The organism is Micromonospora sp. NBC_01655, from assembly GCF_026339755.1.
Taxonomy (GTDB): domain Bacteria; phylum Actinomycetota; class Actinomycetes; order Mycobacteriales; family Micromonosporaceae; genus Micromonospora.
This window is the reverse complement of sequence record NZ_JAPEQF010000001.1, coordinates 2,384,690-2,408,289: the sequence shown is the minus strand read 5'-3', so window position 1 is coordinate 2,408,289 and position 23,600 is coordinate 2,384,690. Positions and strand designations below refer to the sequence as shown.

The 23,600-nt window shown below is 74.7% G+C and carries 20 protein-coding genes and 1 pseudogene; 10 read left to right on the top strand and 11 right to left on the bottom strand.

The genetic code is table 11. The features are described 5' to 3' along the window. Positions 1 to 111: 111 nt before the first annotated feature. Positions 112 to 540 (bottom strand): cytochrome c oxidase subunit 4, encoded by a 429-nt coding sequence (locus OOK41_RS11460; RefSeq protein ID WP_117668956.1) that lies wholly within the window; start codon positions 538 to 540, stop codon positions 112 to 114. A 10-nt stretch (positions 541 to 550) separates the two neighbouring features. Further along, positions 551 to 1,522 carry a cytochrome c oxidase subunit II gene (coxB, locus tag OOK41_RS11455; protein ID WP_117668957.1) on the bottom strand — a complete coding sequence of 324 codons (972 nt, stop codon included), beginning with the start codon at positions 1,520 to 1,522 and terminating at the stop codon, positions 551 to 553. 169 nt (positions 1,523 to 1,691) lie between these two features. Here coxB and OOK41_RS11450 point away from each other — a divergent pair, with 169 nt between their 5' ends. Together OOK41_RS11450 and OOK41_RS11445 are read left to right on the top strand one after the other, a co-directional pair. Further along, complete coding sequence (locus tag OOK41_RS11450) at positions 1,692 to 2,843, top strand: cysteine desulfurase family protein (protein ID WP_266264481.1); 1,152 nt, start codon at positions 1,692 to 1,694, stop codon at positions 2,841 to 2,843. Beyond that, positions 2,840 to 3,103, top strand: coding sequence for a sulfurtransferase TusA family protein (locus OOK41_RS11445; RefSeq protein ID WP_243639661.1), 264 nt, complete (start codon positions 2,840 to 2,842; stop codon positions 3,101 to 3,103). The genes OOK41_RS11450 and OOK41_RS11445 overlap by 4 nt, the downstream gene beginning before the upstream one ends. Positions 3,104 to 3,122: 19 nt before the next feature. Here the strand turns inward: OOK41_RS11445 and OOK41_RS11440 are convergent, their stop codons facing one another. Then, the gene (locus OOK41_RS11440; protein WP_117668959.1) at positions 3,123 to 3,425 is read right to left on the bottom strand and encodes a hypothetical protein; all 303 of its coding nucleotides are present in this window, start codon (positions 3,423 to 3,425) and stop codon (positions 3,123 to 3,125) included. A gap of 107 nt (positions 3,426 to 3,532) precedes the next feature. On the opposite strand from OOK41_RS11440, the gene OOK41_RS11435 reads away from it, so the two are divergent. Both OOK41_RS11435 and OOK41_RS11430 read left to right on the top strand, forming a co-directional pair. Then, positions 3,533 to 4,381, top strand: a complete 849-nt coding sequence (locus OOK41_RS11435) for a helix-turn-helix transcriptional regulator (RefSeq protein WP_266264479.1) — start codon at positions 3,533 to 3,535, stop codon at positions 4,379 to 4,381. Between the two features lie 15 nt (positions 4,382 to 4,396). Continuing rightward, the gene (locus OOK41_RS11430) at positions 4,397 to 4,624 is read left to right on the top strand and encodes a DUF397 domain-containing protein (protein WP_266264477.1); all 228 of its coding nucleotides are present in this window, start codon (positions 4,397 to 4,399) and stop codon (positions 4,622 to 4,624) included. Between the two features lie 130 nt (positions 4,625 to 4,754). Here the strand turns inward: OOK41_RS11430 and OOK41_RS11425 are convergent, their stop codons facing one another. From OOK41_RS11425 to OOK41_RS11415, 3 genes are all read right to left on the bottom strand, one after another. Continuing rightward, positions 4,755 to 5,732 (bottom strand): carbohydrate kinase family protein, encoded by a 978-nt coding sequence (locus OOK41_RS11425; protein ID WP_266264475.1) that lies wholly within the window; start codon positions 5,730 to 5,732, stop codon positions 4,755 to 4,757. Between the two features lie 271 nt (positions 5,733 to 6,003). After that, positions 6,004 to 6,372, bottom strand: coding sequence for an iron-sulfur cluster insertion protein ErpA (gene erpA / locus OOK41_RS11420; protein ID WP_266264473.1), 369 nt, complete (start codon positions 6,370 to 6,372; stop codon positions 6,004 to 6,006). A gap of 266 nt (positions 6,373 to 6,638) precedes the next feature. Continuing rightward, a complete protein-coding gene (locus OOK41_RS11415; protein WP_266264470.1) occupies positions 6,639 to 7,799 on the bottom strand; it encodes a glycerate kinase in 1,161 nt (386 codons plus the stop codon). A gap of 71 nt (positions 7,800 to 7,870) precedes the next feature. Here OOK41_RS11415 and nadA point away from each other — a divergent pair, with 71 nt between their 5' ends. The 3 genes from nadA to OOK41_RS11400 all read left to right on the top strand — a co-directional run bounded on the left by nadA (position 7,871) and on the right by OOK41_RS11400 (position 11,389). Beyond that, entirely contained in the window at positions 7,871 to 9,067 is a 1,197-nt protein-coding gene (gene nadA / locus OOK41_RS11410) for a quinolinate synthase NadA (protein WP_117669003.1), read from the top strand. Positions 9,068 to 9,281: 214 nt separating this feature from the next. Continuing rightward, positions 9,282 to 10,637: a UDP-N-acetylglucosamine 1-carboxyvinyltransferase gene (murA, locus tag OOK41_RS11405; protein ID WP_117668962.1), complete on the top strand. Its 1,356-nt coding sequence runs from the start codon at positions 9,282 to 9,284 to the stop codon at positions 10,635 to 10,637. A 146-nt stretch (positions 10,638 to 10,783) separates the two neighbouring features. Further along, entirely contained in the window at positions 10,784 to 11,389 is a 606-nt protein-coding gene (locus OOK41_RS11400) for a DUF3043 domain-containing protein (protein WP_117668963.1), read from the top strand. Positions 11,390 to 11,414: 25 nt separating this feature from the next. Here OOK41_RS11400 and OOK41_RS11395 read toward each other — a convergent pair whose 3' ends face one another. Genes OOK41_RS11395 through OOK41_RS11385 form a run of 3 tightly spaced genes read right to left on the bottom strand, consistent with a single transcriptional unit; the run spans position 11,415 to position 14,135 of the window. Then, positions 11,415 to 12,413, bottom strand: coding sequence for an ATP-binding cassette domain-containing protein (locus OOK41_RS11395; RefSeq protein WP_117668964.1), 999 nt, complete (start codon positions 12,411 to 12,413; stop codon positions 11,415 to 11,417). Then, positions 12,410 to 13,267 (bottom strand): ABC transporter permease, encoded by an 858-nt coding sequence (locus OOK41_RS11390; protein WP_243639663.1) that lies wholly within the window; start codon positions 13,265 to 13,267, stop codon positions 12,410 to 12,412. Before OOK41_RS11390 ends, OOK41_RS11395 begins: the two co-directional genes overlap by 4 nt. Next, entirely contained in the window at positions 13,260 to 14,135 is an 876-nt protein-coding gene (locus OOK41_RS11385) for an ABC-2 family transporter protein (RefSeq protein ID WP_266267782.1), read from the bottom strand. The genes OOK41_RS11390 and OOK41_RS11385 overlap by 8 nt, the downstream gene beginning before the upstream one ends. 161 nt (positions 14,136 to 14,296) lie before the next feature. On the opposite strand from OOK41_RS11385, the gene OOK41_RS11380 reads away from it, so the two are divergent. Together OOK41_RS11380 and OOK41_RS11375 are read left to right on the top strand one after the other, a co-directional pair. Next, a complete protein-coding gene (locus OOK41_RS11380) occupies positions 14,297 to 19,954 on the top strand; it encodes a WG repeat-containing protein (protein WP_266264465.1) in 5,658 nt (1,885 codons plus the stop codon). Positions 19,955 to 20,011: 57 nt separating this feature from the next. Beyond that, positions 20,012 to 21,010 carry an aldo/keto reductase family protein gene (locus tag OOK41_RS11375; RefSeq protein WP_266264462.1) on the top strand — a complete coding sequence of 333 codons (999 nt, stop codon included), beginning with the start codon at positions 20,012 to 20,014 and terminating at the stop codon, positions 21,008 to 21,010. 64 nt (positions 21,011 to 21,074) lie between these two features. Here the strand turns inward: OOK41_RS11375 and OOK41_RS11370 are convergent, their stop codons facing one another. Both OOK41_RS11370 and OOK41_RS11365 read right to left on the bottom strand, forming a co-directional pair. Continuing rightward, the gene (locus OOK41_RS11370; protein WP_117668967.1) at positions 21,075 to 21,875 is read right to left on the bottom strand and encodes a site-2 protease family protein; all 801 of its coding nucleotides are present in this window, start codon (positions 21,873 to 21,875) and stop codon (positions 21,075 to 21,077) included. Beyond that, positions 21,875 to 22,075: a hypothetical protein gene (locus tag OOK41_RS11365; protein WP_117669006.1), complete on the bottom strand. Its 201-nt coding sequence runs from the start codon at positions 22,073 to 22,075 to the stop codon at positions 21,875 to 21,877. The genes OOK41_RS11370 and OOK41_RS11365 overlap by 1 nt, the downstream gene beginning before the upstream one ends. A 153-nt stretch (positions 22,076 to 22,228) precedes the next feature. On the opposite strand from OOK41_RS11365, the pseudogene OOK41_RS11360 reads away from it, so the two are divergent. Then, a pseudogene (locus OOK41_RS11360) lies at positions 22,229 to 23,038 on the top strand (serine/threonine-protein kinase); the annotation flags it as partial. Positions 23,039 to 23,600 lie beyond the last annotated feature (562 nt).

Sequence of the window (23,600 nt, the reverse complement as noted above, 5' to 3'; positions counted from 1 at the left end):
CAGAGGCGGGCCGGACAGAAGCGCGCCCGACCAGAGGCGGGGCCGGACAGGCAGGAAGCCCGCGCCCCTGGAACGGGGTGCGGGCTTCCTGACGTGTTGCCGGGGCGCCGGTCAGTGCTCGGCGGTGCGCCGGGTGCCGGTGTAGTACTCGAAGAGCAGGCCGCAGGCGGCGAAGACGACCGCCAGCAGGCCCAGGCCGATCAGCCAGAACTGCCAGAACGCCAGGCCGAGGCCGGCGATCGCGGCGGCCAACGCCAGCCCGATGGGCCAGTAGCTGCCCGGGCTGAAGAAGCCGATCTCGCCCGCGCCGTCGGCGATCTCGCCGTCCGGCCGGTCCTCCGGACGCAGGTCGATGCGGCGGGAGACGAACCAGAAGAAGCCGCCGCACATCGTGCAGAGCAGGAACGACAGCAGCAGCGCCACGGTGCCGACCCACTCGACCCGGCCGCCGGAGTCGCCGTACGTCCAGGCGCCGTAGAGAACCGTCGTGCCGAAGAGGAACCCGGCGATGACCAGGAAGATACGCCACTCGGTCTTCATGCCCGCTCCCTCAGCTTCCCGCGCCGGCGGTGACGTCGTCCGGGTTGAAGTTGGCCGTGTCGCGCCGGGTCTTGAACGGCACGGTGGTGGAGGCGTACGGGTCCTCGCCGATCGCGGTGAGCGCCTCCTGCGTCGACCTGCCGTCCCGCTTGGCGGCCAGGAACTGGTCGTACTGCTGTGGGGAGACGACCCGCAGCTCGAAGTTCATGAACGCGTGGTAGCTGCCGCACAGCTCGGCGCAGCGACCGACGTACGCGCCCTCGGCGTCGAGGCTGGAGACCTCGAAGACGTTGCGGACGTTGCCCGGCATGACGTCCCGCTTGAACAGCAGCTCCGGCACCCAGAACGAGTGGACGACGTCCTTGCTGTGCTCCTCGAACCGGATGGACCGGTCGGTCGGCAGGACCAGGATCGGGATGACCTCGCTGGTGCCGAGCACCGAGGCCACCGTGTTGGCGTCCTTGCCCTGGCCGTCGCGGTAGTTGAACTGCCAGTTCCACTTGAAGGCGATGACCTCGACCGTGATGTCGGGGTTCTTCGTCGTCTTCGTCACGTCGGTCTGCACGACCGCCGTGTAGTAGAAGAGCACCGACACGATCAGGATCGGGGCGATCGTGTAGAGGAACTCCATCGGCAGGTTGTAGCGCGTCTGCACCGGCAGGTCGTTGCCCCGCTTCCGGTAGCGCACCACGCACCAGAAGATCAGGCCCCAGACGAACACGCCGACCGCGAGCGCCGCGATGCAGGACGCGATCCACAGGTTGTACATCCGGTGCGACTCGGGCGAGATGCCGCCCTGCGGCCAGCCGAAGCCGGCGAAGGTCTTGCCGACGTCACAGCCCGTGAGCAGGACCAGCAACGCCGCGCCGCCGAGGCCGAGCCCGGCGAGCCGACCAGCACCACGCCGCCGGCGTCCACCGGCTCCCGGAGAAGCGCTGTGCCGTACGGCCGACGGCCGTACCTCCGAACTCCTTGCGACCACCTGGTCCTGCCTCCCTAGCGCGCCGCGGTGGTTGTTGTCCCCGTACCAGCGGCAAAGGCGTCACCGACGGTCGCAGATTACTCGACCATGACGGGCCTGACCGTGTTGGGGTGGCCGTCCGCCCCCATCGGGGGGATCTTGGGCATACCGGCGCGATAGCGTCGGAGCCGTGAGCGCACCCTCGGTCTACCTGGACGCGGCCACCGCCGCGCCGCCACACCCGGTCGCCCGGCAGGCCCTGCTGGCCGCCCTCGACGACGGCTGGGCCGATCCGGCCAGGCTCTACACGCAGGCCCGCCGGGCCCGGCAACTGCTCGACGCGGCCCGCGAGGCCGCCGCGGCCACCCTCGGCGTCCGCGCCGACGAGCTGTCCTTCACCCCCAGCGGTACGACCGCCGCGCACTCGGCCGTGCTCGGCGGCCTGGCCGGGCGGCGCCGGGTGGGCGGCGCTCTGGTGCACTCCGCGATCGAGCACTCGGCCGTGCTGCACGCCGCCGAGCGGCACGTCGCCGCCGGCGGCACGGCGACCTGCGTGCCGGTGGACCGGCTCGGCCGGGTCGAGGTGGCTGCCTGGTCGACGGCGGTCGCCGCGCCGGGCGTGGCCCTCGCCGCGCTGATCGGGGCCAGCCACGAGGTGGGCACCGTGCAGCCGGTGGCCGAGGCCGCCGCCGCGTGCGCCGCCGCCGGGGTGCCGCTGTACGTCGACGCGGCCCAGCTCGTCGGGCGGGCCCCGGTGCCGGGCGGCTGGTCGGTGCTGACCGCCAGCGCGCACAAGTGGGGCGGCCCGCCCGGCGTCGGGCTGCTGGTGGTGCGCAAGGGCACCCGGTGGGAGTCGCCGTGGCCGGCCGACGAGCGGGAGTCGGGGCGTACCCCCGGGGTGGTGAACCTGCCCGCGGTGGTGGCGGCGGCGGCGAGCCTGCGCGCGGCGGCGGCCGACGCGGCGGCCGAGGCTGCCCGGCTGGCCCCGCTGGTGGACCTGATCCGGGCCCGGGTGGCGGCCGAGGTGCCGGACGTGGAGGTGGTCGGCGACCCGGTCGACCGGCTCCCCCACCTGGTCACCTTCTCCTGCCTGTACGTCGACGGCGAGGCGCTGCTGCACGCGCTGGACCGCCGGGGGTTCGCGGTCTCCTCGGGCTCGTCCTGCACGTCGTCGACGCTGCGCCCGTCGCACGTGCTGGAGGCGATGGGGGTGCTGTCGCACGGCAACGTACGGGTGTCGCTGCACCGGGAGACGACCCCGGCGCAGGTGGAGCGGTTCCTCGCCGAGCTGCCGGGGATCGTCACGGAGCTGCGCGCTGAGGCGGGGGTGGTGGGGCTGTGACCGGGCCGGACGAGGTGACCAGGCCGGCGGCACCGACCGCCCCCGCCGAGGTGCTGGACTGTCGGGGTCAGCGCTGCCCGCTGCCGGTGATCGGGCTGGCCCGCCGGCTGCCGGAGCTGCCGGTCGGTGCGGTGCTGCGGGTCCTCGCCGACGACCCGGCGGCGGCCGTCGACATCCCGGCCTGGTGCCGGATGCGCGGCCAGGAGTTCGTCGCCGCGCACTCCGAGGGCCCCGGCTACGAGGTCCGCCGCACCCACTGAGCCGCCCACGACCCGCGCCTCATGGGCTCGTGCTCGATGGCAGGGCGTCGATCCAGATCAACCGGAGTTGACGACCAGTGCGGCTGAAGAGCCGGAGTGCGCCCTCGGCGTCCGCGAAGTGCCCGGTCGACGTCCGATCGTCGCTGTGGAGCAGGACGCCGTCCTCGAACGACATGCCCCAGGCGAAGACTCGGCCGTCGACCCGGTCGCCGTGCTCCTCGCAGATCGCGAACCGCCGGGGCGCGAACTCGTTCACCAGCTCGACAAGCATCAGCTGAAACTCCTCGGGCGTGCCGAGTGGCTCGGTCGTCGGGTCAAGCATGGCCACCTCCAGAAGGTTGATTGCTATACGTATAGCCCGTCGCATTGCTTATTGGAAGTGGTGGCGGCATGATGTCTTCATCGGTACACGAACGTGGAGGCGAACTGATGGCACCGCGAACAGACCCTTCCGCGCTGCGCTGGCTGATCGGGGCGGAGCTGGGCCGATATCGCCGCGAGTCGCCGATGACGCTGACCGAACTCGCGGCCCGCACCGGCATCGGCAAGCCGAAGCTCGGCCACATGGAGACCGGCCGCTACCAGCAGTTCCCCGAGGACATCGCGAACATCCTGCGGGCCTGCGGGGCCGACCAGCCGGCGATCGACCGGCTCACCACGCTCGCCACCCGCTCCGACGCCAAGACGTGGTGGGCGCCCTGGGCCGCCGTGATGCCGGACTGGTTCAAGACGTACGTCGGCCTGGAAGGGCTGGCCGAGTCCGCGTTCGTGTTCGAGTCCATGGTCATCCCCGGCCTGCTCCAGACCGAGGACTACGCCCAGGCGCTGACCCTCGGCACCGGCTTCGTCCGCCCCGACCACGCCGAGCGTTTCGTGTCCTTCCGGCAGACCCGGGCCAAAAGGCTCACCGACGACGAGCCGCTCACCCTGCACGCCGTGATCGGCGAGGCGGCGCTGCGGCTGCGGGTCAACGGCGACGAGACCCGGCGAGCCCAGCTCGCGCACCTGGTCGCCATGTCCGAGCTGCCGAGCGTCACCGTGCAGGTGCTCCGCCCCGAGGACGGGCCGCACTCCGCGACGCCGCTGGGCAAGTTCGTGCTGCTGGACTTCGCCCACGTTCGGCCGATCGCCTACACCGAGGTGCTGGACGGGGCGATGTACGTGCAGGACCCGGACGGCGTCCGCACCTATAGCATGGTGGCCGACAACCTGCGCCAGGTCGCCCTCTCCCCCGCCGAGTCGCGCGCGTTGATCCGGGAGCTGGCCGGCGCGGCCTAACCCTCGGAGGCCACCATGCTTAACCCCACCCCCGACCTCGCCGCCGCCCGCTGGTTCACCAGCAGCCGGAGCGCCAACAACGGCGACTGCGTGGAGTGCGCCGTCCTGCCCGACGTCATGGCGGTGCGCGACAGCAAGGACCGGTCCGGCCCGACGCTCGTCTTCCCGGCCCGCCAGTGGTCCGCGTTCATCGCCGCGACCACCTCCGGCACCGTCGCCCCGCCGCAGGCGGCGCGGCGCTAGGGCCGAGGGCAGCCGCTGCCGATGTCCCTTGATCGTCTGCGGCTGAGCGGCAACTGTGTCGGCGTGTCGTGCCACTCAGCCGCAGGCGATCATCGCGTGCTGGTCGGTTCAGCGCGCCGGCGGGCCGGGCCTACGGCAGCAGATGCGGCCGGACGTCCTCTGCGGCGACGTCGCCGTACGACTCGGCGAGCCGCTTGACGAACAGGTCGCGGCGCACCTCGTACTCCTGGGTGCCGACGGTCTCCAGCACCAGGGTCGCCAGCAGGGAGCCGACCTGGGCGGCCCGCTCCAGCTCCAGGCCCCAGGAGAGCGCGGCGAAGAACCCGCCCCGGAAGCCGTCCCCGACGCCGGTGGGGTCGACCGCCCGGGTCTCCCGGGCGATCGGCACGTGGATGGTGCCGAAGTCCCGGCCGACGATCTCCACGCCGTTGCTGCCCAGCGTGGTCACCCGGATCTTCACCCGGTCCAGCAACTGCGCGTCGGTGAGCCCGGCCTTGCTCTGCAGCAGCGACTTCTCGTACTCGTTGGTCATCAGGTACTCGGCGCCGTCGATCAGGCCCACCACGTCCTCGCCGTCCATCCGGGCGAGCTGCTGGGACGGGTCGGCGACGAAGGCGTACCCGCGCTCGCGGCACTCGGCGGAGTGCCGCAGCATCGCCGCGGGGTCGTTGGCGCCGACCAGCACGAGGTCGAGCCCGCCGAGCCGCTTCGCGACCGGGGCCAGCTCGATGTTGCGTGCCTCGCTCATCGCGCCCGCGTAGAAGGAGGCGATCTGGCACATCTCGGTGTCGGTGGTGCAGACGAACCGGGCGGTGTGCGCCACCTCGCTGACGTGCACCGAGTCACAGTCGACGCCGTGCCGCTCCAGCCAGGAGCGGTAGTCGGCGAAGTCGGCGCCGACCGCACCGAGCAGGATCGGGCGCAGGCCGAGCTGCCCCATGCCGAAGGCGATGTTGGCGGCCACCCCGCCCCGGCGCAGCACCAGGTCGTCCACGAGGAAGGACAGCGAGACCTTGTCGAGCTGGTCGGCGATGAGCTGGTCGGCGAACCGGCCGGGGAAGCTCATCAGATGGTCGGTCGCGATCGAGCCGGTCACGGCGATCTTCATGTCAACCCTCGCGGTCGGGAGCACGGCGCGGGTCAGCCTACCGGGCCGGCCGGTGTCGTGGTCGCGGGTCGGACGAGGATCGGTCACGTTCCGTTCGGCCCCGCGTCGACGGCCGGACACCCGGCGTCAGCCCGGGACGGATCCACCCTGGTCGGTCCGCCGCGACAGCGCGCGTGGACGGCTACGGACGGCGCAGCGGTCCGGCAAAAAAACAACGGGGCCACCCCCGGATCGGGGGTGGCCCCGCCGCATCGGCCGAAGGGGCGTCGACTCAGCTGAACGAGTCGCCGCAGGCGCAGGAGCTGCCCGCGTTCGGGTTGTCGATGGTGAAGCCCTGGGCGTCGATCCGGTCGGCGAAGTCGATGGTGGCGCCGGACAGGTAGGGGGCGCTCATCCGGTCGACGACGACCTCGACGCCGTCGAAGTCGGTGACGACGTCACCGTCGAGCGAGCGCTCGTCGAAGAAGAGCTGGTACCGCAGGCCGGAGCAGCCGCCTGGCTGCACCGCCACCCGGAGCCGCAGGTCGTTGCGGTTCTCCTGCTCGATCAGGGCCTTGACCTTCTGCGCCGCGACGTCGGTGAGGACGACGGAAGTAGGGGCCTTGGCCTCGGTCGACTCGGTCTGCGCTGGCGTGGTCACGTGGAAATCTCCCTGCGCGGTCTGGGTCTGGACGCACTGGCCAACGTCTCGCGTCGTCCAGTGATTCCCGATGTGGTCGCAGACCCGATCGTACGCCGCCTCGGCCGGGACCACCCCTTCGACGTGATCCGGGCCCGGGATCCCGCCGGATAGGGGCCCGCACACACCCGCGAGGCCGTCCTAGGAGGATAGGTGGGAAGCGGACGTTCGACGGCGCCGCCAGCCGCGGGGGTGAGCGGGCCGTCGGCCGCCCACCCGGCCGGCGCTCAACGGCTCCACTGGCGGGCCAGCCGGGCGCCGAGCTGGCGCAGCCCCTCCGCCGGGCGGCCGAGCGCCGCGGCGAGCCCGCCACGCTCCTCCCCACCGAAGTGCTCCACCAGGCTGTACGCGTCGGTGACGCCGGCCGAGGCCGCCTCGCGCCGCCCGGTGCTCACCTGCCCCGCCAGCACCACGCAGGGCACCCCCCGGTCCCGGGCGGCCCCGGCCACCCCGGCGACGACCTTGCCGCGCAGCGACTGGTGGTCGAAGGAGCCCTCGCCCGTGACCACCAGGTCGGCCGCGTCGAGCGCGGCGGGCAGCCCGATGGCCTCGGTGACCAGGCCGATGCCCGACTCGCACCGGCCGCCGAGGGCCAGGATCGCCGCGCCGAGGCCGCCCGCCGCGCCGCCGCCGGGCAGCGCGCCGAGGCCCGCCGGGCAGCCGGGCAGGTCCCGTTCCAGTACGCCGGAGAAGCGCTCCAGCGCGGCGTCGAGCAGCAGCACGTCGGCGCGGGTCGCGCCCTTCTGCGGGCCGTAGACGCTGCTGGCCCCGTGCAGCCCGAGCAGCGGGTTGTCCACGTCGGTCGCGGCGACCAGGGTGGCGCCCCGCAGCCGGGGCGCGCCGTCCAGCCCGGCGACCCCGGCCAGCGCCGCCCCGCCGTACGGCAGGGCCCGGCCGGCCTCGTCGAGCGCGGTGACGCCGAGCGCGGTGAGCAGACCGGCCCCGCCGTCGTTGGTGCCGGAGCCGCCGAGCCCGATCACCACTGTCCGGGCGCCGTGCTCCACCGCGGCGGTGACCAGCGCGCCGAGCCCGTACGAGGTGGTGGTCTTCGGGTCGCGCTCGGCGGCGGCGAGCAGGTGCAGGCCGCACGCCTGGGCGCTCTCCAGGTACGCCGTGCCGTCGCCGGTGAGCAGGATCTCACCGGCGACCGGCCGGCCGAGCGGGTCGACGGTCGGCACCGGCACCCGGCGCCCGCCGAGCGCCTCGGCGAGGACGGCGACGAAGCCGGGACCGCCGTCGGTGAGCGGGCGGATGAGCAGGTCGTCGGCGTCGGCCACCTCCCGCCAGCCCTCGGCCACCGCCGCGGCGACCTCCTGGGCCGACAGCGTGCCGGCGAACTTGTCGGGGCAGAGCAGCACGCGCATGCCGAGCAGTGTGGCAGGACACATCGGCACGGGGCAGTGCGGCAGCCCACACCGGCACGAGCCGCCTTCTCGCCCGGCTGTGGAACCATGTGGTCGTGACTTCGACCTGGGTGGAACCCTCCAACACCGCGACGGCCCTGCTGCTGCTCGGCCGCGGCAGCGACCCCGCCACCGAGCGTGGCGTGGAGTGTCCGGGCGACCTGCCGGCGCCCAGCGACCCCGACCTGGTGGCCCGGGCCACGGCGGCGAAGGCGGCGCTGGGCGACAGGGTCTTCGTGCTGGGCCATCACTACCAACGCGACGAGGTGATCCAGTTCGCCGACGTGACCGGCGACTCGTTCAAGCTGGCCCGCGAGGCGGCGGCCCGGCCGGACGCGGAGTACATCGTCTTCTGCGGTGTGCACTTCATGGCCGAGAGCGCCGACATCCTCACCACCGACAGCCAGAAGGTGGTCCTGCCCGACCTTGCCGCCGGCTGCTCGATGGCCGACATGGCGGTGCTGTCCCAGGTCGAGACCGCGTGGGACGTGCTGACCGAGCTGGGCGTGGCGCAGGACACCGTCCCGGTGACGTACATGAACTCCTCGGCGGACATCAAGGGCTTCGTCGGCCGCAACGGCGGCGTGGTCTGCACCTCGTCCAACGCCAGGCGGGCGCTGGACTGGGCGTACGCGCAGGGGTCGAAGGTGTTGTTCCTGCCCGACCAGCACCTGGGCCGCAACACCGCCGTGCTGGAGCTGGGCCTCTCGCTCGACGACTGCGTGCTCTACGACCCGCACAAGCCCAACGGCGGGCTCACCGCCGAGCAGCTCCGCGACGCGAAGATGATCCTGTGGCGCGGGCACTGCTCGGTGCACGGCCGGTTCACCCTGGACAGCGTCGACGACGTCCGCGAGCGGGTGCCGGGGGTGAACGTGCTGGTGCACCCGGAGTGCCGGCACGAGGTGGTCACCGCCGCCGACTTCGTGGGCTCGACGGAGTACATCATCAGGGCCGTCGAGGCGGCCCCGGCCGGCTCGGCGTGGGCGGTCGGCACCGAGCTGAACCTGGTGCGCCGGCTGGCGCTGGCCCACCCGGACAAGCAGATCATGTTCCTGGACAAGGCGGTCTGCTACTGCTCGACGATGAACCGGATCGACCTGCCGCACCTGGTGTGGGCACTGGAGGAGCTGGTGGCCGGCCGGGTGGTCAACCAGATCACGGTGGACCCGGACACCGCGCACCACGCCCGGGTGGCGCTGGACCAGATGCTGGCCCTCCCCGGCGCCGACACTCCAGCGCCGACATCCTGATCACCCTGCGTGACAGGCTGGTGCGTTTACGCACCTGACACCCCGATTCATGCCCTCCGGGGCGATGTGACCGCATCCATTCTGGTCACCGAGGGCTATGCTGCCGGTGCGACGACACACCTGGGCCTGTTTACCGCCGGCCGCATCGCGGGTACCACCCCCACCACTCCCGCATCACCACAAACACGGCAGCACCGACGCGCTGGAGGTTGCGTTGACCGACGACGTCCTGGTCGTACACGGAGGTACTCCGCTGGAAGGGCGGATCCGCGTGCGCGGCGCGAAGAACCTGGTTTCCAAGGCGATGGTCGCCGCCCTGCTGGGCGACAGCCCCAGCCGGCTGTTCGACGTGCCGCGCATCCGCGACGTCGAGGTGGTCCGGGGGCTGCTCGGCCTGCACGGGGTCAAGGTCACCGACGGCGAGGAGGACGGTGAGCTGGTCTTCGACCCGGCCAACGTCGAGAGCGCCAGCACCGACCAGATCAACGTGCACGCCGGCTCCAGCCGCATCCCGATCCTGTTCTGCGGGCCGCTGCTGCACCGGCTCGGCCACGCGTTCATCCCGGACCTGGGCGGCTGCCACATCGGGCCGCGCCCGATCGACTTCCACCTCCAGGCGCTGCGCGAGTTCGGCGCCACGGTCGACAAGACCCCGGAAGGTCTGCACCTGTCCGCCCCGAACGGGCTGCACGGCACCAAGTTCGCCCTGCCGTACCCGAGCGTCGGCGCCACCGAGCAGGTGCTGCTCACGGCCGTGATGGCCGAGGGCGTCACCGAGCTGCGCAACGCGGCCGTCGAGCCGGAGATCATCGACCTGATCTGCGTGCTGCAGAAGATGGGCGCGATCATCAAGGTGCACACCGACCGGGTGATCGAGATCCAGGGCGTGCCGAAGCTGCACGGCTACACCCACCGGCCGATCCCGGACCGGATCGAGGCGGCGAGCTGGGCGGCGGCGGCGCTGGCCACCCGCGGCCACGTCGAGGTGCTCGGCGCGCAGCAGGCCGACATGATGACCTTCCTGAACGTCTTCCGCTCGGTCGGCGGCGAGTACGAGGTCACCGACGCCCGGCCGCCGAAGCTGGGCGACCCGGGCCAGGAGGGCGGCATCCGGTTCTGGCACCCGGGCGGCGAGCTGAAGTCGGTGGCGTTGGAGACCGACGTGCACCCCGGCTTCATGACCGACTGGCAGCAGCCGCTCGTGGTGGCGCTGACCCAGGCCCGGGGCCTGTCGATCGTCCACGAGACGGTGTACGAGCAGCGGCTCGGCTACACCGAGGCGCTGAACACGATGGGCGCCAACATCCAGGTCTACCGCGACTGCCTCGGCGGCACCCCGTGCCGGTTCGGCCGGCGCAACTTCAAGCACTCCGCGGTGATCGCCGGCCCGAGCAAGCTGCACGCGGCCGACCTGGTCATCCCGGACCTGCGCGCCGGGTTCAGCCACCTGATCGCCGCGCTCGCCGCCGAGGGCACCTCCCGGGTGTACGGCGTCGACCTGATCAACCGGGGCTACGAGGACTTCGAGGCCAAGCTGGCCGACCTGGGCGCCCACGCCGAGCGGCCGTGACACCGCCCACGGCGGGCGGCCCCGGCCACGTCGGGCGGCCGTAACACCGCCCACGGCGGGGGTCGCCAGTAACCTCGCTCACCTCCGCCCCGCGCCCGGTGCACCGCGATGTGCACCGGGCGCGGGCGTTTGGCTACCCTTTCCCCGTGCCGTCGCTGTTTCGCCGCAAGTCCTCCGACCTCGTTGACGAGTCCGTCACCTCGGTGACGCCCGACGAGGCGTCCGCGCCCGCCCGCCGGGGCTACACCCCGAGCAAGAAGGAACTGGGGCGGGAGACGCCGAAGCGGCCCGTCGCCGGCCGCCGGCCGGCCGGTCCGACCAAGCCGCTGACCAAGGAGGAGGCCCGGGAGCGGCGTCGGCGGTTGCGCGCCGAGTCGTCGGCCGAGTTCCGCCGCGAGGGCGGCCCGCGCGATCGCGGTCCGGAGAAGCTGCTGGCCCGCAACGTGGTCGACTCCCGCCGTACGGTGGGCACCTGGTTCTTCGGCGGGGCGCTGATCGTGCTGCTCGGCTCGAACCAGGCGATGCCGCCGATCGTCCGGCTGATCTCGAACATCCTCTGGGGCGCGCTCGCCCTCGGCGTGGTGATCGACTCGGTCCTGATCAGCCGCAAGATCAAGAAGCTGGTCCGGGAGCGCTTCCCGAACAGCGGCGAGCGGCTGGGCTCGCTCTACCTGTACGCGATCATGCGGTCGATCACCTTCCGCCGGATGCGCGCGCCGGAGCCCCGGGTCAACATCGGCGACCCGGTCTGACCCGTACCGGGCGGGACGGCGGCGGTCAGGAAGTGATTCCTGCCCTGCCGAACGTTTCGGGGAGCCCTCCCGGGCCGGCGTAGAGCCGGGCGACGACCTCCTCGATGTCCGGCTCGACGATCGAGATGTCGCGCAGGCTGGCCAGCCCGGCCAGTGCGGCCACCACCTCGGCGGCGCCCGCCGACTCCAGCGCGAAGACCAGCCGGTGCCCCTCGGCCTCGACCCGGCGCAGCGGCGCGCCGGGCAGCTCCGGCGGCTCCGGCAGGGCGGCGTCCAGGTCGGCGACGACGAGGCGGCGCGAGCCGTACCGGTCGTGCAGCGCGGCGATCGTGCCGTCGTGCACCACCCGACCGTGGTCGACCACCACGAGCCGCCGGCACAGCCGCTCGATGTCGGCCAGGTCGTGGGTGGTGAGCACCAGGGTGGTGTCGCCGGCCCGGCCCAGCTCACCCAGGAATCCCCGCACGGCCTGCTTGCTCACCACGTCGAGCCCGATGGTCGGCTCGTCGAGGAAGAGCACCTCCGGACCGTGCAGCAGGGCGGCGGTCAGCTCACCGCGCATCCGCTGGCCGAGGGAGAGCTGGCGGACCGGGGTGTCCAGGAAGCCGTCCAGGTCGAGCAGGTCGCGGCAGCGGCGCAGCCGGGCGGCGTGCTCGGCGGCCGGCACCCGGTAGACGTGCCGGAGCAGGTCGAACGAGTCCCGCAGCGGCAGGTCCCACCAGAGCTGGGAGCGCTGGCCGAAGACCACGCCGATGCGCAACGCCAGCCGGGTACGCTCGGGCACCGGGCGCAGTCCGCAGACGCGCACCTCGCCGGAGGTGGGGGTGAGCACGCCGGTGAGCATCTTCAGGGTGGTGGACTTGCCGGCGCCGTTCGGGCCGATGTAGCCGAGCATCTCGCCCCGCGCGACGAGCAGGTCGATCCCGTCGACCGCGCCGACGCTGCGCTTCTCGCGGCGCAGCCGCCCCGCCCTGACCCGGACCGTGAACTCCTTGCGCAGGTTGCGTGCCTCGATGACGCTCATGACCCCGTACTCCGGTAGTGGCGGACCCCGACGCGCCAGGCGGTGGCGGCGAGCGCGGCGGCGACCAGCGCGACCGCCGGCGCGGCCCACCCGGCCCAGGCCGGCAGGCCGAGCGGGTCGGCGCGGCCGAGCAGCGCCAGCGCCGGCTGGTAGCTGACGAAGGCGAACCCCATCCCGTACGCGAAGACCGCGCGGAACCAGCCGTCGAAGACCGTGACGGGGTACGACGTGAAGTCGCGCCCGCCGTAGGTGACCGAGTTGGCCAGTTCCCCCGACTCCGTCCAGTAGAACGAGACGGTGGCGGTGGCCACGAAGACCGAGCCGAAGAAGACCACCCCGGCCAGCGGGGCGAGGAGCACCAGCGCCACCCGGCCGGGGGTCCAGTCGATCCCCGCCGAGCCGACCGCCACCACGAGCACGGCCAGGCCGAAGAGCGCCCGGGACACCTTGCGCAGCGGCAGGTCCATCAGCAGGAGCTGGGGCAGCGCGCCGAGCGGACGCACCAGCACGGCGTCGAACAGGCCGGTGCGCACGTACCGGGGCAGCCGCTCGATGTTGCCGACGAGCAGGTCGGCGGTGGCGAAGGCGGCGGTGGACAGGCCCACCATCACCAGCGTCTCGCGGAGGGTGAACCCGCCCAGTTCCCGGGTGACCCCGAAGATCACCAGCACGGTGACCACGTCGAAGACGGTGGCCCCGACGTTGCCGACCAGGTCCACCACGAACGACGTCCGGTACGCGGCCTGCGACCGCGCCTGCGCCCCGAGCAGCGCCCGGTACGCGGCGAGCCGGCCGGACCGCGGCCGGGGACGCCCCGGTGGCCGCTGCCGGGGCAGGGCGACCGGCTCAGCCACCCTGCACCACCAGCCGGCGCTCGGCGCGACGCTGCACCAGCCGGCACAGCGCCAGGACCGCCACCGCCCAGCCGACCTGCACCGCGACCAGCCCGACCTGGGTGGCCGTCGAATCCCGCTCGACCAGCACGTCGAGCGGGATCTGCAACAGGCTCGGGAACGGGGTGCCGAACTGCAACGTCAGGTACACCGCGTCGGGCAGGAAGGGCAGCGGGAAGTAGAGCCCGGCGAGCATCCCCGAGGCGAGGACCCAGAGGATCTGCGGGCCCCGGACGTCCTCAAGCCAGTAGGCGGTGGCGTTGACCAGGAACCGGCAGCCGAAGCTGAGCACCACCGCGAGCAGCACGGAGGTTACGAACAGCGGCACGGTCGGCCAGCGGGCGGGCAGGTGGACGTCGAAGAAGATCGGGCCCACGAGCACCGGCGGCAGCAGCCGGGACACGCCGGCCCAGCCGGCCCGTCCCAGGTCGGTGGCGAGGTAGCTGGTCACCGGGTGGACCGGCCGCAGCAGGTCGCTGGCCACCTCCCCGGTGCGGATCCGGTCGGCCAGGTCGGTCCAGCCCCAGAGCAGGACCACCGCCAGCAGGCCCTGCCCGGCCCAGACGAAGGTGGCGAGCTGTTCCCGGTCGTACCCGGCGGCGCCGCCGGCGGCGCCGCCGGCGGCGCCGCCGGCGGCGCCGGCCACGGCGAGCAGGACGTAGCAGCGCAGGAAACCGAAGACGGTGTTGGTGACGGCGCCGGCCACCGCCGCCTGGCGGTACGTGGCGTATCGTCGGAATCCCGATCCCGCTATAGCCCCGAATGTCCGAAACCATAGGATAACGTTTGACTCGGTGGCCGGTGCCACAGTGGCGGTGACCGAGCCCACGCCGTTACCCTCCTTCCGCAGCCACACCGTGCCGGACCGGGCGACTTTACCGGCAGGCTGGGCGCCCAGCGCGACAATTTCCAACGAGGTGACATCGCCGTGAGCGAGCGACGCGAGCCGGGCACCGGGGCTTGCCACGCGGGCGGCGACGAGGCCTTGCGATGAACGGCGACTTCTACGACCGCTGGCGTGATCCGGCCGAGCCGTCCTGGGTGTTCGAGCCGACCACCGAGTGGCAGCCGCAGTTCCCGGGGCAGCGTTACCCCGGCGACATCGGCCTGCGGAACCCGCCGCCCCAGCACCGCGGCCGGGCCGCCGTGGTCGGCCGGGCCGGGGTGCAGCCGGTCAGCCCCGCCCCCGACCCCGGGCCGGTGAGCCCCGCGCCGGGCAGGCGCGAGGGGGCGTACCCCCGGGAGGGCCTCGCCCCGGACGGCCAGACCCGACGCGACCGGGACGACCGCCGCGCGGGCCCGGCCGAGCCGCGCCGGCCCGACGCCCGCCCGGCCTGGGCCGGCCCGGTGCGGGACCACGCCGCCCCCGTCGACGATCGCCTTGCCGGTTACGACACCCGGTCGCCGGCGCACGAGCAACGGATCCCGGCGCCCGGCGGCCAGCAGTGGCGGGGCGGGGTCGACCACCGCCCGGGCCCGGCCGACCAGGACGGGTACCCCAGCCGGGGCCACGACGAGCGGGATCCCGGCCGGCACGGCCACGACGAGCGCGAACAGGCGTGGCGCCCGCGTGGCGCCGGGACCACCGAACACGACGAGCGCGGGTACGGCCGGCGGGGCGAGGACCGCCGGCCCGCGGCGGCGGACCACGACGGGTACGGCCGCCGGGGCCACGACGACGGCGGGTGGCGCCGCGACCAGCGCCCGGCGGATCGGGGCCCGGTCGACGCGTACCCGCCGCGGCCCGATCCGGACCTGCCCGCGCGCCACGAGCCGCGCCGGCCCGAGTGGACGGTGGACCGCGACCCGGCGGCCGGCTGGCACGGCGACCGGTACGACCAGCGACACCCGACCGGCCCCGGCCGGCGGACTCCCCCGGTCGGGCCGACGGCGCCGGTGTCCCCCGCGCACCGGCACGAGCCGGGCTGGCTGCCCGAGCCGGAGGAATTCCCGCACCACCCCTACGACCGGACGACCGGCGACCGGCCCCGTCCCGACCGGCCCGGCCACGACCGATCCGGCTGGCCGGAACGTCCCCGGTTCACCCTGGACCGCGACGGCCGACCCGCCCTCGACCACGACGGCCGCCCGAGCCAGGAGCGCGACGGCCGACCCAGCTTGGAGCGCGACGGCTGGCCGGCCCCGGACCGCGCCGGCCGGCCCAGCCCGGATCAGGAGGCCCGCCCGGCCCGGGACCGTGACGGCCGACCGGCGCCGCCCGGCACCGGCTCCGCGCGCCCCGCCGACCGACCGGTGCCCGGGCACGAGCAGCGGGATGCCGGCCGAGCCGGCGTCGGCCAGCCGGACGTCGGCCGACCCGCTGCCGGCGCACCGCACCGTCCCGTCGAGCGGGACGGGCAACCGTACCGGGAGGCCAGCCGGGAGGCCGCCTCGTGGGCGGAGCCGTACCGCGACCCGACCGTCCGGCCGGCGGCGGCCCGCGACGGCGGGCTGCCCTGGCCGGAGCCCGGTCCCCTGCGGCCCAACCCGGGCCCGGCACCCGGACGCCCCGGCGACGCTCCCCGCCCCGACGCACGCCCGACCGACCCGGTCCACCCGGCACGGCCGGTCGACGGCGCACGGCCCGGCGACGGCGCAGGACGGGTCGACGGCATGCGTCAGGACCCCTGGTTCGCGGACCCCGCCCGGGCCGACCCGCACCGCCCGGCCGGACCGGTCGAAGGCCGGCCCGACGCGCGGCCCGGCACCGACCGGTACGGGCATCCCACGCCGGTCGACCGGGACGCCTCGGCCCACGAGAACCGGCCCGCTGCGCCCACCCGCGACGGGCGGCTCGCCCCGCCGCCCCACGAGGACCGGCTCGCCCCGCCGCGCCATGACGACCGGGGCACGCTGCCACGCCGCGACGACCCGCGGCCCGCCGGGCACCCGCCCGTGACCCCGGTCCGGCCCATCCCCGAGGCCAGCCCGCCGGCCGCCCGTCGCCCCGGGCCGGATCCGGTCCACGCGGACCGGCCGGCCGCACGCCCGGGCACCGAACAGCGGCCCGGCGACGCGCCCCGGTTCGGCCCACCGCCGCACCGACCGGCTGCGCCGCACCGGTCACCGGTCGAGCCGGCCGCCGGCGCACCGCACGACGAGCGACGCACCCCGTCCACGACCGACGCGCCCGTCTCGGGCGCGCGGGTGTCGGGCGCTCCTACCTCCGGCGCTCCGGCCCCGGGACGGCCGGTGTCGGGTCCGCCGATCCCGGTCCGGTCGGTGACGGGTCCGCCGGTTTCGGGTCCACCCGTGGCCGGACTGTCTGCTCCGGGTCGGCCGGTCTCGGGTCCTCCGAGCTCCGGCCCGCCACTGGCCGGACCGCCGGCTCCCGGCACGGCCGGCCCCGAACAGCCCGCCCGGGGCGTGCCGGTTGCGGGTGTCCCCGGATCCGGCCCGCCGCTCTCCGGGCCACCCATGCCCGCACCGTCCGTCTCCGGGCCACCCGTCTCCGGGTCACCCGTTCCCGCACCGTCCGACTCCGCGCCACCCGTTTCCGCGCCACCCGTTTCCGCGCCTCCGGTGGAGCCGGTTGCCCCGCCACCCGCCGCCCCGGCGGCCACGGGCCCGACGTCCGTCGCGCCGGTGTCCGGGCCGCTGGCAGCACCGGTAACCGGGCCACCCAGCCAGCCCGGGCCGCCGGTACGGCCCGTCTTCGGGCCGCCCGAGGGCGCGGCGTCCACTGTGCCGGTCGAGCCGGTCTCCGGGCCGCCAGCGGCCCGGCTGCGACTGGAGTTCCTGCCGGCCCCCGAGCCGGTCGAGCACGCACCCGCACCCGCGCTGTGGGACGAACCACTGGTGGGATCCGCCCCGGGGGTCGACGTGCCGGCGGTGGCGGGCCCGACGGACGCGGTGGCTGACGAATCCGTACCGGTGGACGTTGCCGGGTTGGTACCGCGCACCCGGGCGGATCGCCCTCCGGCCCTCGTCGGAGCACCCGCCGACCGCAGCCCGGCCCCCGGTACCGCAGAGCCGGACGCCGGTCCCGCAGAGCCGGACGCCGGTGTCGGGACGCCCGACGCGGGCGAGTTGTCGTCGGCTCGCCCAGCCGAGGACGACAGCCCCGCCGAGGACACGGGATCACAGTCGGTTCCGCGCCAGCCGGACCCCGCCGAGGCGTCGCGCGGCCCGCTGCCTCCGGCCCCGGACACCCCGGAGCCGCCGGTCGAGCCGGGTTCGGGCACCGCCGATCCACGCACCGCCGAGCCGGACGCCAGCTCGACGGACCCCGACGAGGCGAACAGCGATCGGCCAGGCCTCGACGCCGACGGCGCGCCGGACGAATTCCCGGAGCCGCCGGACGTTCCGCTGCCCGCTGACAAGAACACCGACCTCCCCGTGGACCTCGACGACGCCGTCGGCACGGACGTCGAAGACCCCAGGGCGGACGTCGAAGACCCCGGCGCGGACGTCGACGGCGCGGACGGACTGGGCGCGGACGGACTGGACCCGGACGGACTGGACGCCGACGCTCTCGGCAGCGCCGCCGGGTCGCGTGTCGTACCCGACGAGCCGCGCGTCTGGATGGACGAACCACGCGACGTACCCGACGAGCCTCGTGTCGTACCCGACGAGCCTCGTGTCGTACCCGACGAGCCTCGTGTCGTACCCGACGAGCCTCGTGTCGTTGCCGACGAGCACGGGAGCCTTGCCGTCCAGGATGTCGGGGAGACGGCGGAGGGTGAGCCGACGTCGCGGTCCCGGCAGGAGCCGGGGCGGCCCGGCCAGCAGCCGGCCGACTCCCCCGCAGCGCGGACCGGACCGCCACCGAACCTCCCCGACGCCCCGGTGTCGACCGAGACGCCACGCGCCCCCGCGCCTGCTCCGGACCACTCGGACGCCTGGTTCCGGCCGAGCAGGACCGCACCGCCGGCCGCCGAGCCGGCGCCGGCCCCCGAGCCGCCGGCCGCCGACGCGGCCCGCCCGCCGGCCGAGACGGCCAGTGCGGGAGGCTCGTCCGTTGCCGGGCCGGCGGAGCAGGGACCGGCCTCCACGCCGGAGGACAGGGCTCCGGCAGGACCGGTGTCGGCGCCCCCGACGCCGGAGCAGCCGACGCGCCCCGTCTCCGCGCCACCCGCACACCCCGTCTCCGCGCCACCCGCGCGCCCCGTCTCCGCGCCACCCGCGCGGCCCGTGTCCGCGCCACCCGCACGGCCCGCCTCGGGGATACCGGCGCAGTCGATCTCCGGGCCACCGGCGTATTCCGGGTCGGGTGTGCCGGCGTACCCCGCCTCCGGGCCGCCCGGACGGCCGGTGTCGCCGGCCGGGTCGGAGCCCGTGGCCGGGACGGGCGCGCGGGTCGGGCAGGACCAGCGGGGCGCCGCCCCGGCCGACGGGGCGGCCGACCCGGAGCGGACCCTCGCGGCGTTCCGGTGGCGACTGCACCCCGGGACGCTGCGGGAGGAGACCGACGACCCGGAGCGGTTGCGTGCGGTGCGGGAGGCGCTGACCGCCAAGCTGGCCGTCGCCCTGGACAACCGGTCCCGGGCCCGGCTGCTCAGCCTGCGGGCCGTCGCGTCCCGGATCCTCGGCGACCTGGACGACGCGCTCGACGACGCCCGGCTCGCCCTGACGTACGCCGAGACCACCGGCGAGCTGCGGCGGACCGCGTTGGCGCGGGCGCGGCTGGCCCACGTGTTGCGCTGGCGGGGCGAGTTCGCCGAGGCTGACCGGCTGTTCGCCGAGGCCAACTCGACCGAGCTGCCCGACCGGCTGCGCGCGGCCCTGCACGAGCACGCCGGCAGGTGCAGCTACGACCAGGGCCGGCTGGTCGAGGCGTGCCACCACTTCGAGCGGGCGCTGGACCTACGCCGGGCGGCCGACGCCGAGCTGACCGGCCGGACCCGGGTGGCGCTCGACGCGATCGCCGAGCGGGCCGCCCGGGACGGCTTCGGCCCGTACCCGCGCAGCCGGGACGAGATCCTGCGCCCCAGCCGGCCGCCGGTGCCCACGTACGACGAGGACCTGGACCGGTGGGGGTACGCCGACGCCGACGGCAACCTTGCCGTCGGCACCGACTACGCCGAGGTGCAGCCGTTCCGGGAGGGGATGGCCTGGGTACGCCGCCCGGAGGGCACCCGGTGGGCGCTGATCGACGAAACCGGGCGCACCCTGATCCAGGCGAACAACGGCTACCGCGCGGTCGGCTCGTTCTCCGACGGCCTGGCCTGGGTCTCGATGGACGGCGCCGGCAACTGGATGGCGATCGACCCGGCCAACATCGTGGCGATCCCGCCGGGCTTCGACGACGTACGCCCGTTCCGGGGTGGCGTGGCGGCGGTCCGGGCCGACGGCGGCTGGGGGGCCGTCGACCGGACCGGTGCGGTGGTCGTGCCGACCCGGTACCACGGCCTCACCACGGCGCTCGCCGACGGCCGCTACGTCGACGGTTTCACCGACGAGGGCCTCGCCGTGGTGGAGCTGAACGGCCGACGCGGGGTGGTGGACCGCGCCGGCCGGATGGTCGTGGCGCCGGCGCACCCCGTGCTGGTCGTGCACCCGGTCGCGTTCCTGGTCGGCGACGGTGCCGGCCGCTGGGGCGCGCTCGACCGGCGGGGCGAGCCGTTGCTCGACCCGGTGCACCCGAGCCGGGACCGGGTGGTGGAGCAGATCGACCGGCTCCTGGCCGACACCAGCCCGCTGCTGTGACCCGTGCCGGGCACCCGCAGGCAGATGACCATGATCCGACCGGGCTAGGGTCAGAGCATGGAATTCCGACACCTAGGCCGCTCGGGCCTGATGGTCAGCGAGATCTCGTACGGCAACTGGATCACCCACGGCTCGCAGGTCGAGGAGGACGCGGCGACCGCCTGCGTCCGGGCCGCGCTGGAGACGGGCATCACCACCTTCGACACCGCCGACGTGTACGCCAACACGAAGGCCGAGGAGGTGCTCGGGCGGGCCCTCAGGGGCGAGCGTCGCGAGGGCCTGGAGATCTTCACGAAGGTCTACTGGCCGACCGGGCCGGGCCGCAACGACCGCGGCCTGTCCCGCAAGCACATCATGGAGTCGATCAACGGCTCGCTGCGCCGGTTGCAGACCGACTACGTGGACCTCTACCAGGCCCACCGGTACGACCACAGCACGCCGCTGGAGGAGACGATGGAGGCGTTCGCCGACGTCGTGCACTCCGGCAAGGCGCACTACATCGGCGTCTCCGAGTGGACGGCGTCGGAGATCCGCCAGGCCCACCGGCTCGCCCGCGAGCTGCGCGTCCCGCTGGTCTCCAACCAGCCGCAGTACTCGATCCTGTGGCGGGTCATCGAGACCGAGGTCATCCCGACCAGCGAGGAGCTGGGCCTCGGGCAGATCGTCTGGTCGCCGATGGCCCAGGGCGCGCTCTCCGGCAAGTACCTGCCGGGCCAGCCGCCGCCGGCCGGCTCCCGCGCCACCGACGAGAAGTCCGGGGCGAGCTTCATCGCCAAGTTCCTCACCGACGACGTGCTGACCCGGGTGCAGCAGCTCAAGCCGCTGGCCGAGCAGGCCGGGCTGACCATGCCGCAACTCGCCATCGCCTGGGTGTTGCAGAACCCGAACGTCTCCTCGGCGATCATCGGCGCGTCCCGCCCGGAGCAGGTGCACGACAACGTCAAGGCGGCCGGCGTGCAGCTGGACGCGGGCCTGCTGAAGGCGATCGACGACATCTTCGACCCGATCGTCGAGCGCGACGCGGCGAAGACCCAGTCCCCGCCCCAGCGGCCGTGACCCTCGGGTCCGGCCGGCGTGGGCGCGCCGGCCGGACCCGGATCGGCCGCGCCCAGCCGCCGGGTCAGCCGCGCCAGAAGCGGATCAGCTCCAGGCCGACGGCGTAGAGCCACGGGGGCAGGCCGAGCAGGTTCGCCACGGCGAAGACCGCGTCGAAGAACCAGCCGCCGATGCGCGGGTTCCACAGCAGCGCGAAGAGCAGGATGAACCCGAACGGGGCGAACAGGTCGTACATCCGCCGCCACTGGGGGTTCAGCCACGGCTGGATCATGTTGCCGCCGTCCAGGCCGGGCACCGGCAGCAGGTTGAGCACGCTGGCGGTGAGCTGGAGGAACGCCAGCAACGCCAGCCCGGCCCAGAACTCCACCGACCCGCCCCCGCCGAACCCGATCCGCAGCACGGCCACCAGCAGCAGGGTGAACAGCACGTTGGTGGCCGGGCCGGCCAGGCTGACCAGGGTGTGCCGCAGCCGCCCCGGGATGGCGTGCCGGTCCACCCACACCGCGCCGCCCGGCAGGCCGATCCCGCCGAGCAGCACCACCAGCACCGGCAGCGCGATCGACAGCAACGGGTGGGTGTACTTGAACGGGTTGAGCGTCAGGTAGCCCCGGTGCGCGACGCTGCGGTCCCCGGCCCGGTACGCGACCACCGCGTGGGCGTACTCGTGCAGGCAGAGCGAGACCAACCAGCCCGAGACGACGAAGAGGAACACGTCGAACCGGACGTTGCCGAACCGGTTCCAGGCCATCACGCCGCTGGCCGCGAAGAGCGCGACCAGGGCGAGGAAGACCGGGCTGGGCCGGAACGCCGCCCGGGGCACGCCGAGCACCAGCGGCTCGCCGCCGCCCGGGCGGTCCCCCGTCATCACTCGGCCGGGGGTTGCAGGCTCATCCGGTACTCCACCCGGTCGTCCTCGACGAGCGCGACCGAGGTGACGCCGGACGCCGCGAGCTCCCGCCAGGTCTGGCCGATCCACGACTCGGCGTCCGCCTGGCTCCCGAACGTCTCCGCCGGCCCCTCGGTCGACTCGCCGTTCGCGCCCTCGTACCGCCAGCTCCACGCCATGCCGCGTCTCCCCTCGCCGCTGAAGTCCCTGGGACGAACCCCGCAAGCGTAGTCGGCCGCGGCGCCGGACGGCCCGACGCTCCACCCGGGGACCGCCACCGGCCCCGGCGGCCGGTGGGTGACCGGGGTCGGCGCCGCCGGTACGGTGACGCGGTGCTGACTCAAGGGGTGGTGCTCAACGGCCGGTACCGGCTCGACGAGCGGGTCGCGACCGGGGGCATGGGGGCCGTCTGGCGGTGCACCGACACGCTGCTCGACCGCGAGGTGGCGGTCAAGGTGCTGCTGCCGTCGCTGGTCGACGATCCGGAGTTCATCACCCGGTTCCAGGCCGAGGCCCGGATGATGGCCGCGCTGCGGCACCCCGGCATCGTCGCCGTGCACGACGTCGGGCAGGCCGCCCTCGACGACGGCAGCCGGGTGAGCTACCTGGTCATGGAGTACGTCGACGGCGAGCCGCTGGTGGTCTGGCTGCGCCGCGCCGGGCGGCTGGACCCGGCGTCGACCATGTCGGTGGTGGCGCAGGCGGCGGAGGCGCTGCACGCCGCGCACACCGGCGGGATCGTGCACCGCGACGTCAAGCCGGGGAACCTGCTGGTCAAGCGGGACGGCTCGGTGGTCCTGGTCGACTTCGGCATCGCCCGGTCCCGGAGCACGGCCGGCATCACCGCCGCGCACATGGTGCTCGGCACCGCCTCGTACATGTCCCCGGAGCAGGCCACCGGGCAGCCGGTGTCGGCGTCCTCCGACGTCTACGCCCTCGGCGCGGTCGCCTACTTCTGCCTGGCCGGCCGGCCGCCGTTCGACGGGGAGAACCCGTTGCAGGTGGCGCTGCGGCACGCCCAGGACGAGCCGGCGCCGCTACCACCGGGTATCCCGCCGCCGGTGGTCGAGCTGGTCGCGCGGGCGATGGCGAAACGCCCGGCCGACCGGTACGCCAGCGCGGCGGAGCTGGCCGACGCGGCGTGGCAGGCCCGCGACGCGACCCTTGCCCGTTTCCCGGTCTCGGCCCGCCCGCCCTGGGCGGTCCCCGCCCCGGCCCACCCTGTCCCCGGCCCGGCCGAGGCTGTCCCCGGCCCGGCCGGGACGACGGGAGAACCCGGCGCGGCCCATCCGACGGGAGTGGCCGGCGCGGTCCCGTCGGGTGAGGAACCCGGCCCGGCCCGGCCGGCGCGGGGACCCGGCGCGGCCGTTCCGGTGCCGGCGCCCGGCCCGGAGCATCCGGCGCCGTGGTCCGTCGGGCCGGCCCGGCAGCCCACCGACCCCGCCGCCCGACCCGGCCCGCCGATCCAACCGCCGCCCCCGCCGCACCAGCCGCCGACCCCACCGCCCGGCGGGTCGGCCCCGTGGCCGGTCGGGCCGGCGGCCCGGCCCGCGAGCCCGCCGGCCCGCCCCGCGGACGGGGCTCTGCGGCCGGGCGGCCCGGGGCCGTACCCGGCGGGTCCCGACCCGGCGACCGGCGGGCCCGGCTGGGCGGATGCCGGCTCGGCAGCCACCCGGGAGGACTGGGCGGGCCGGCCGGGCCGCA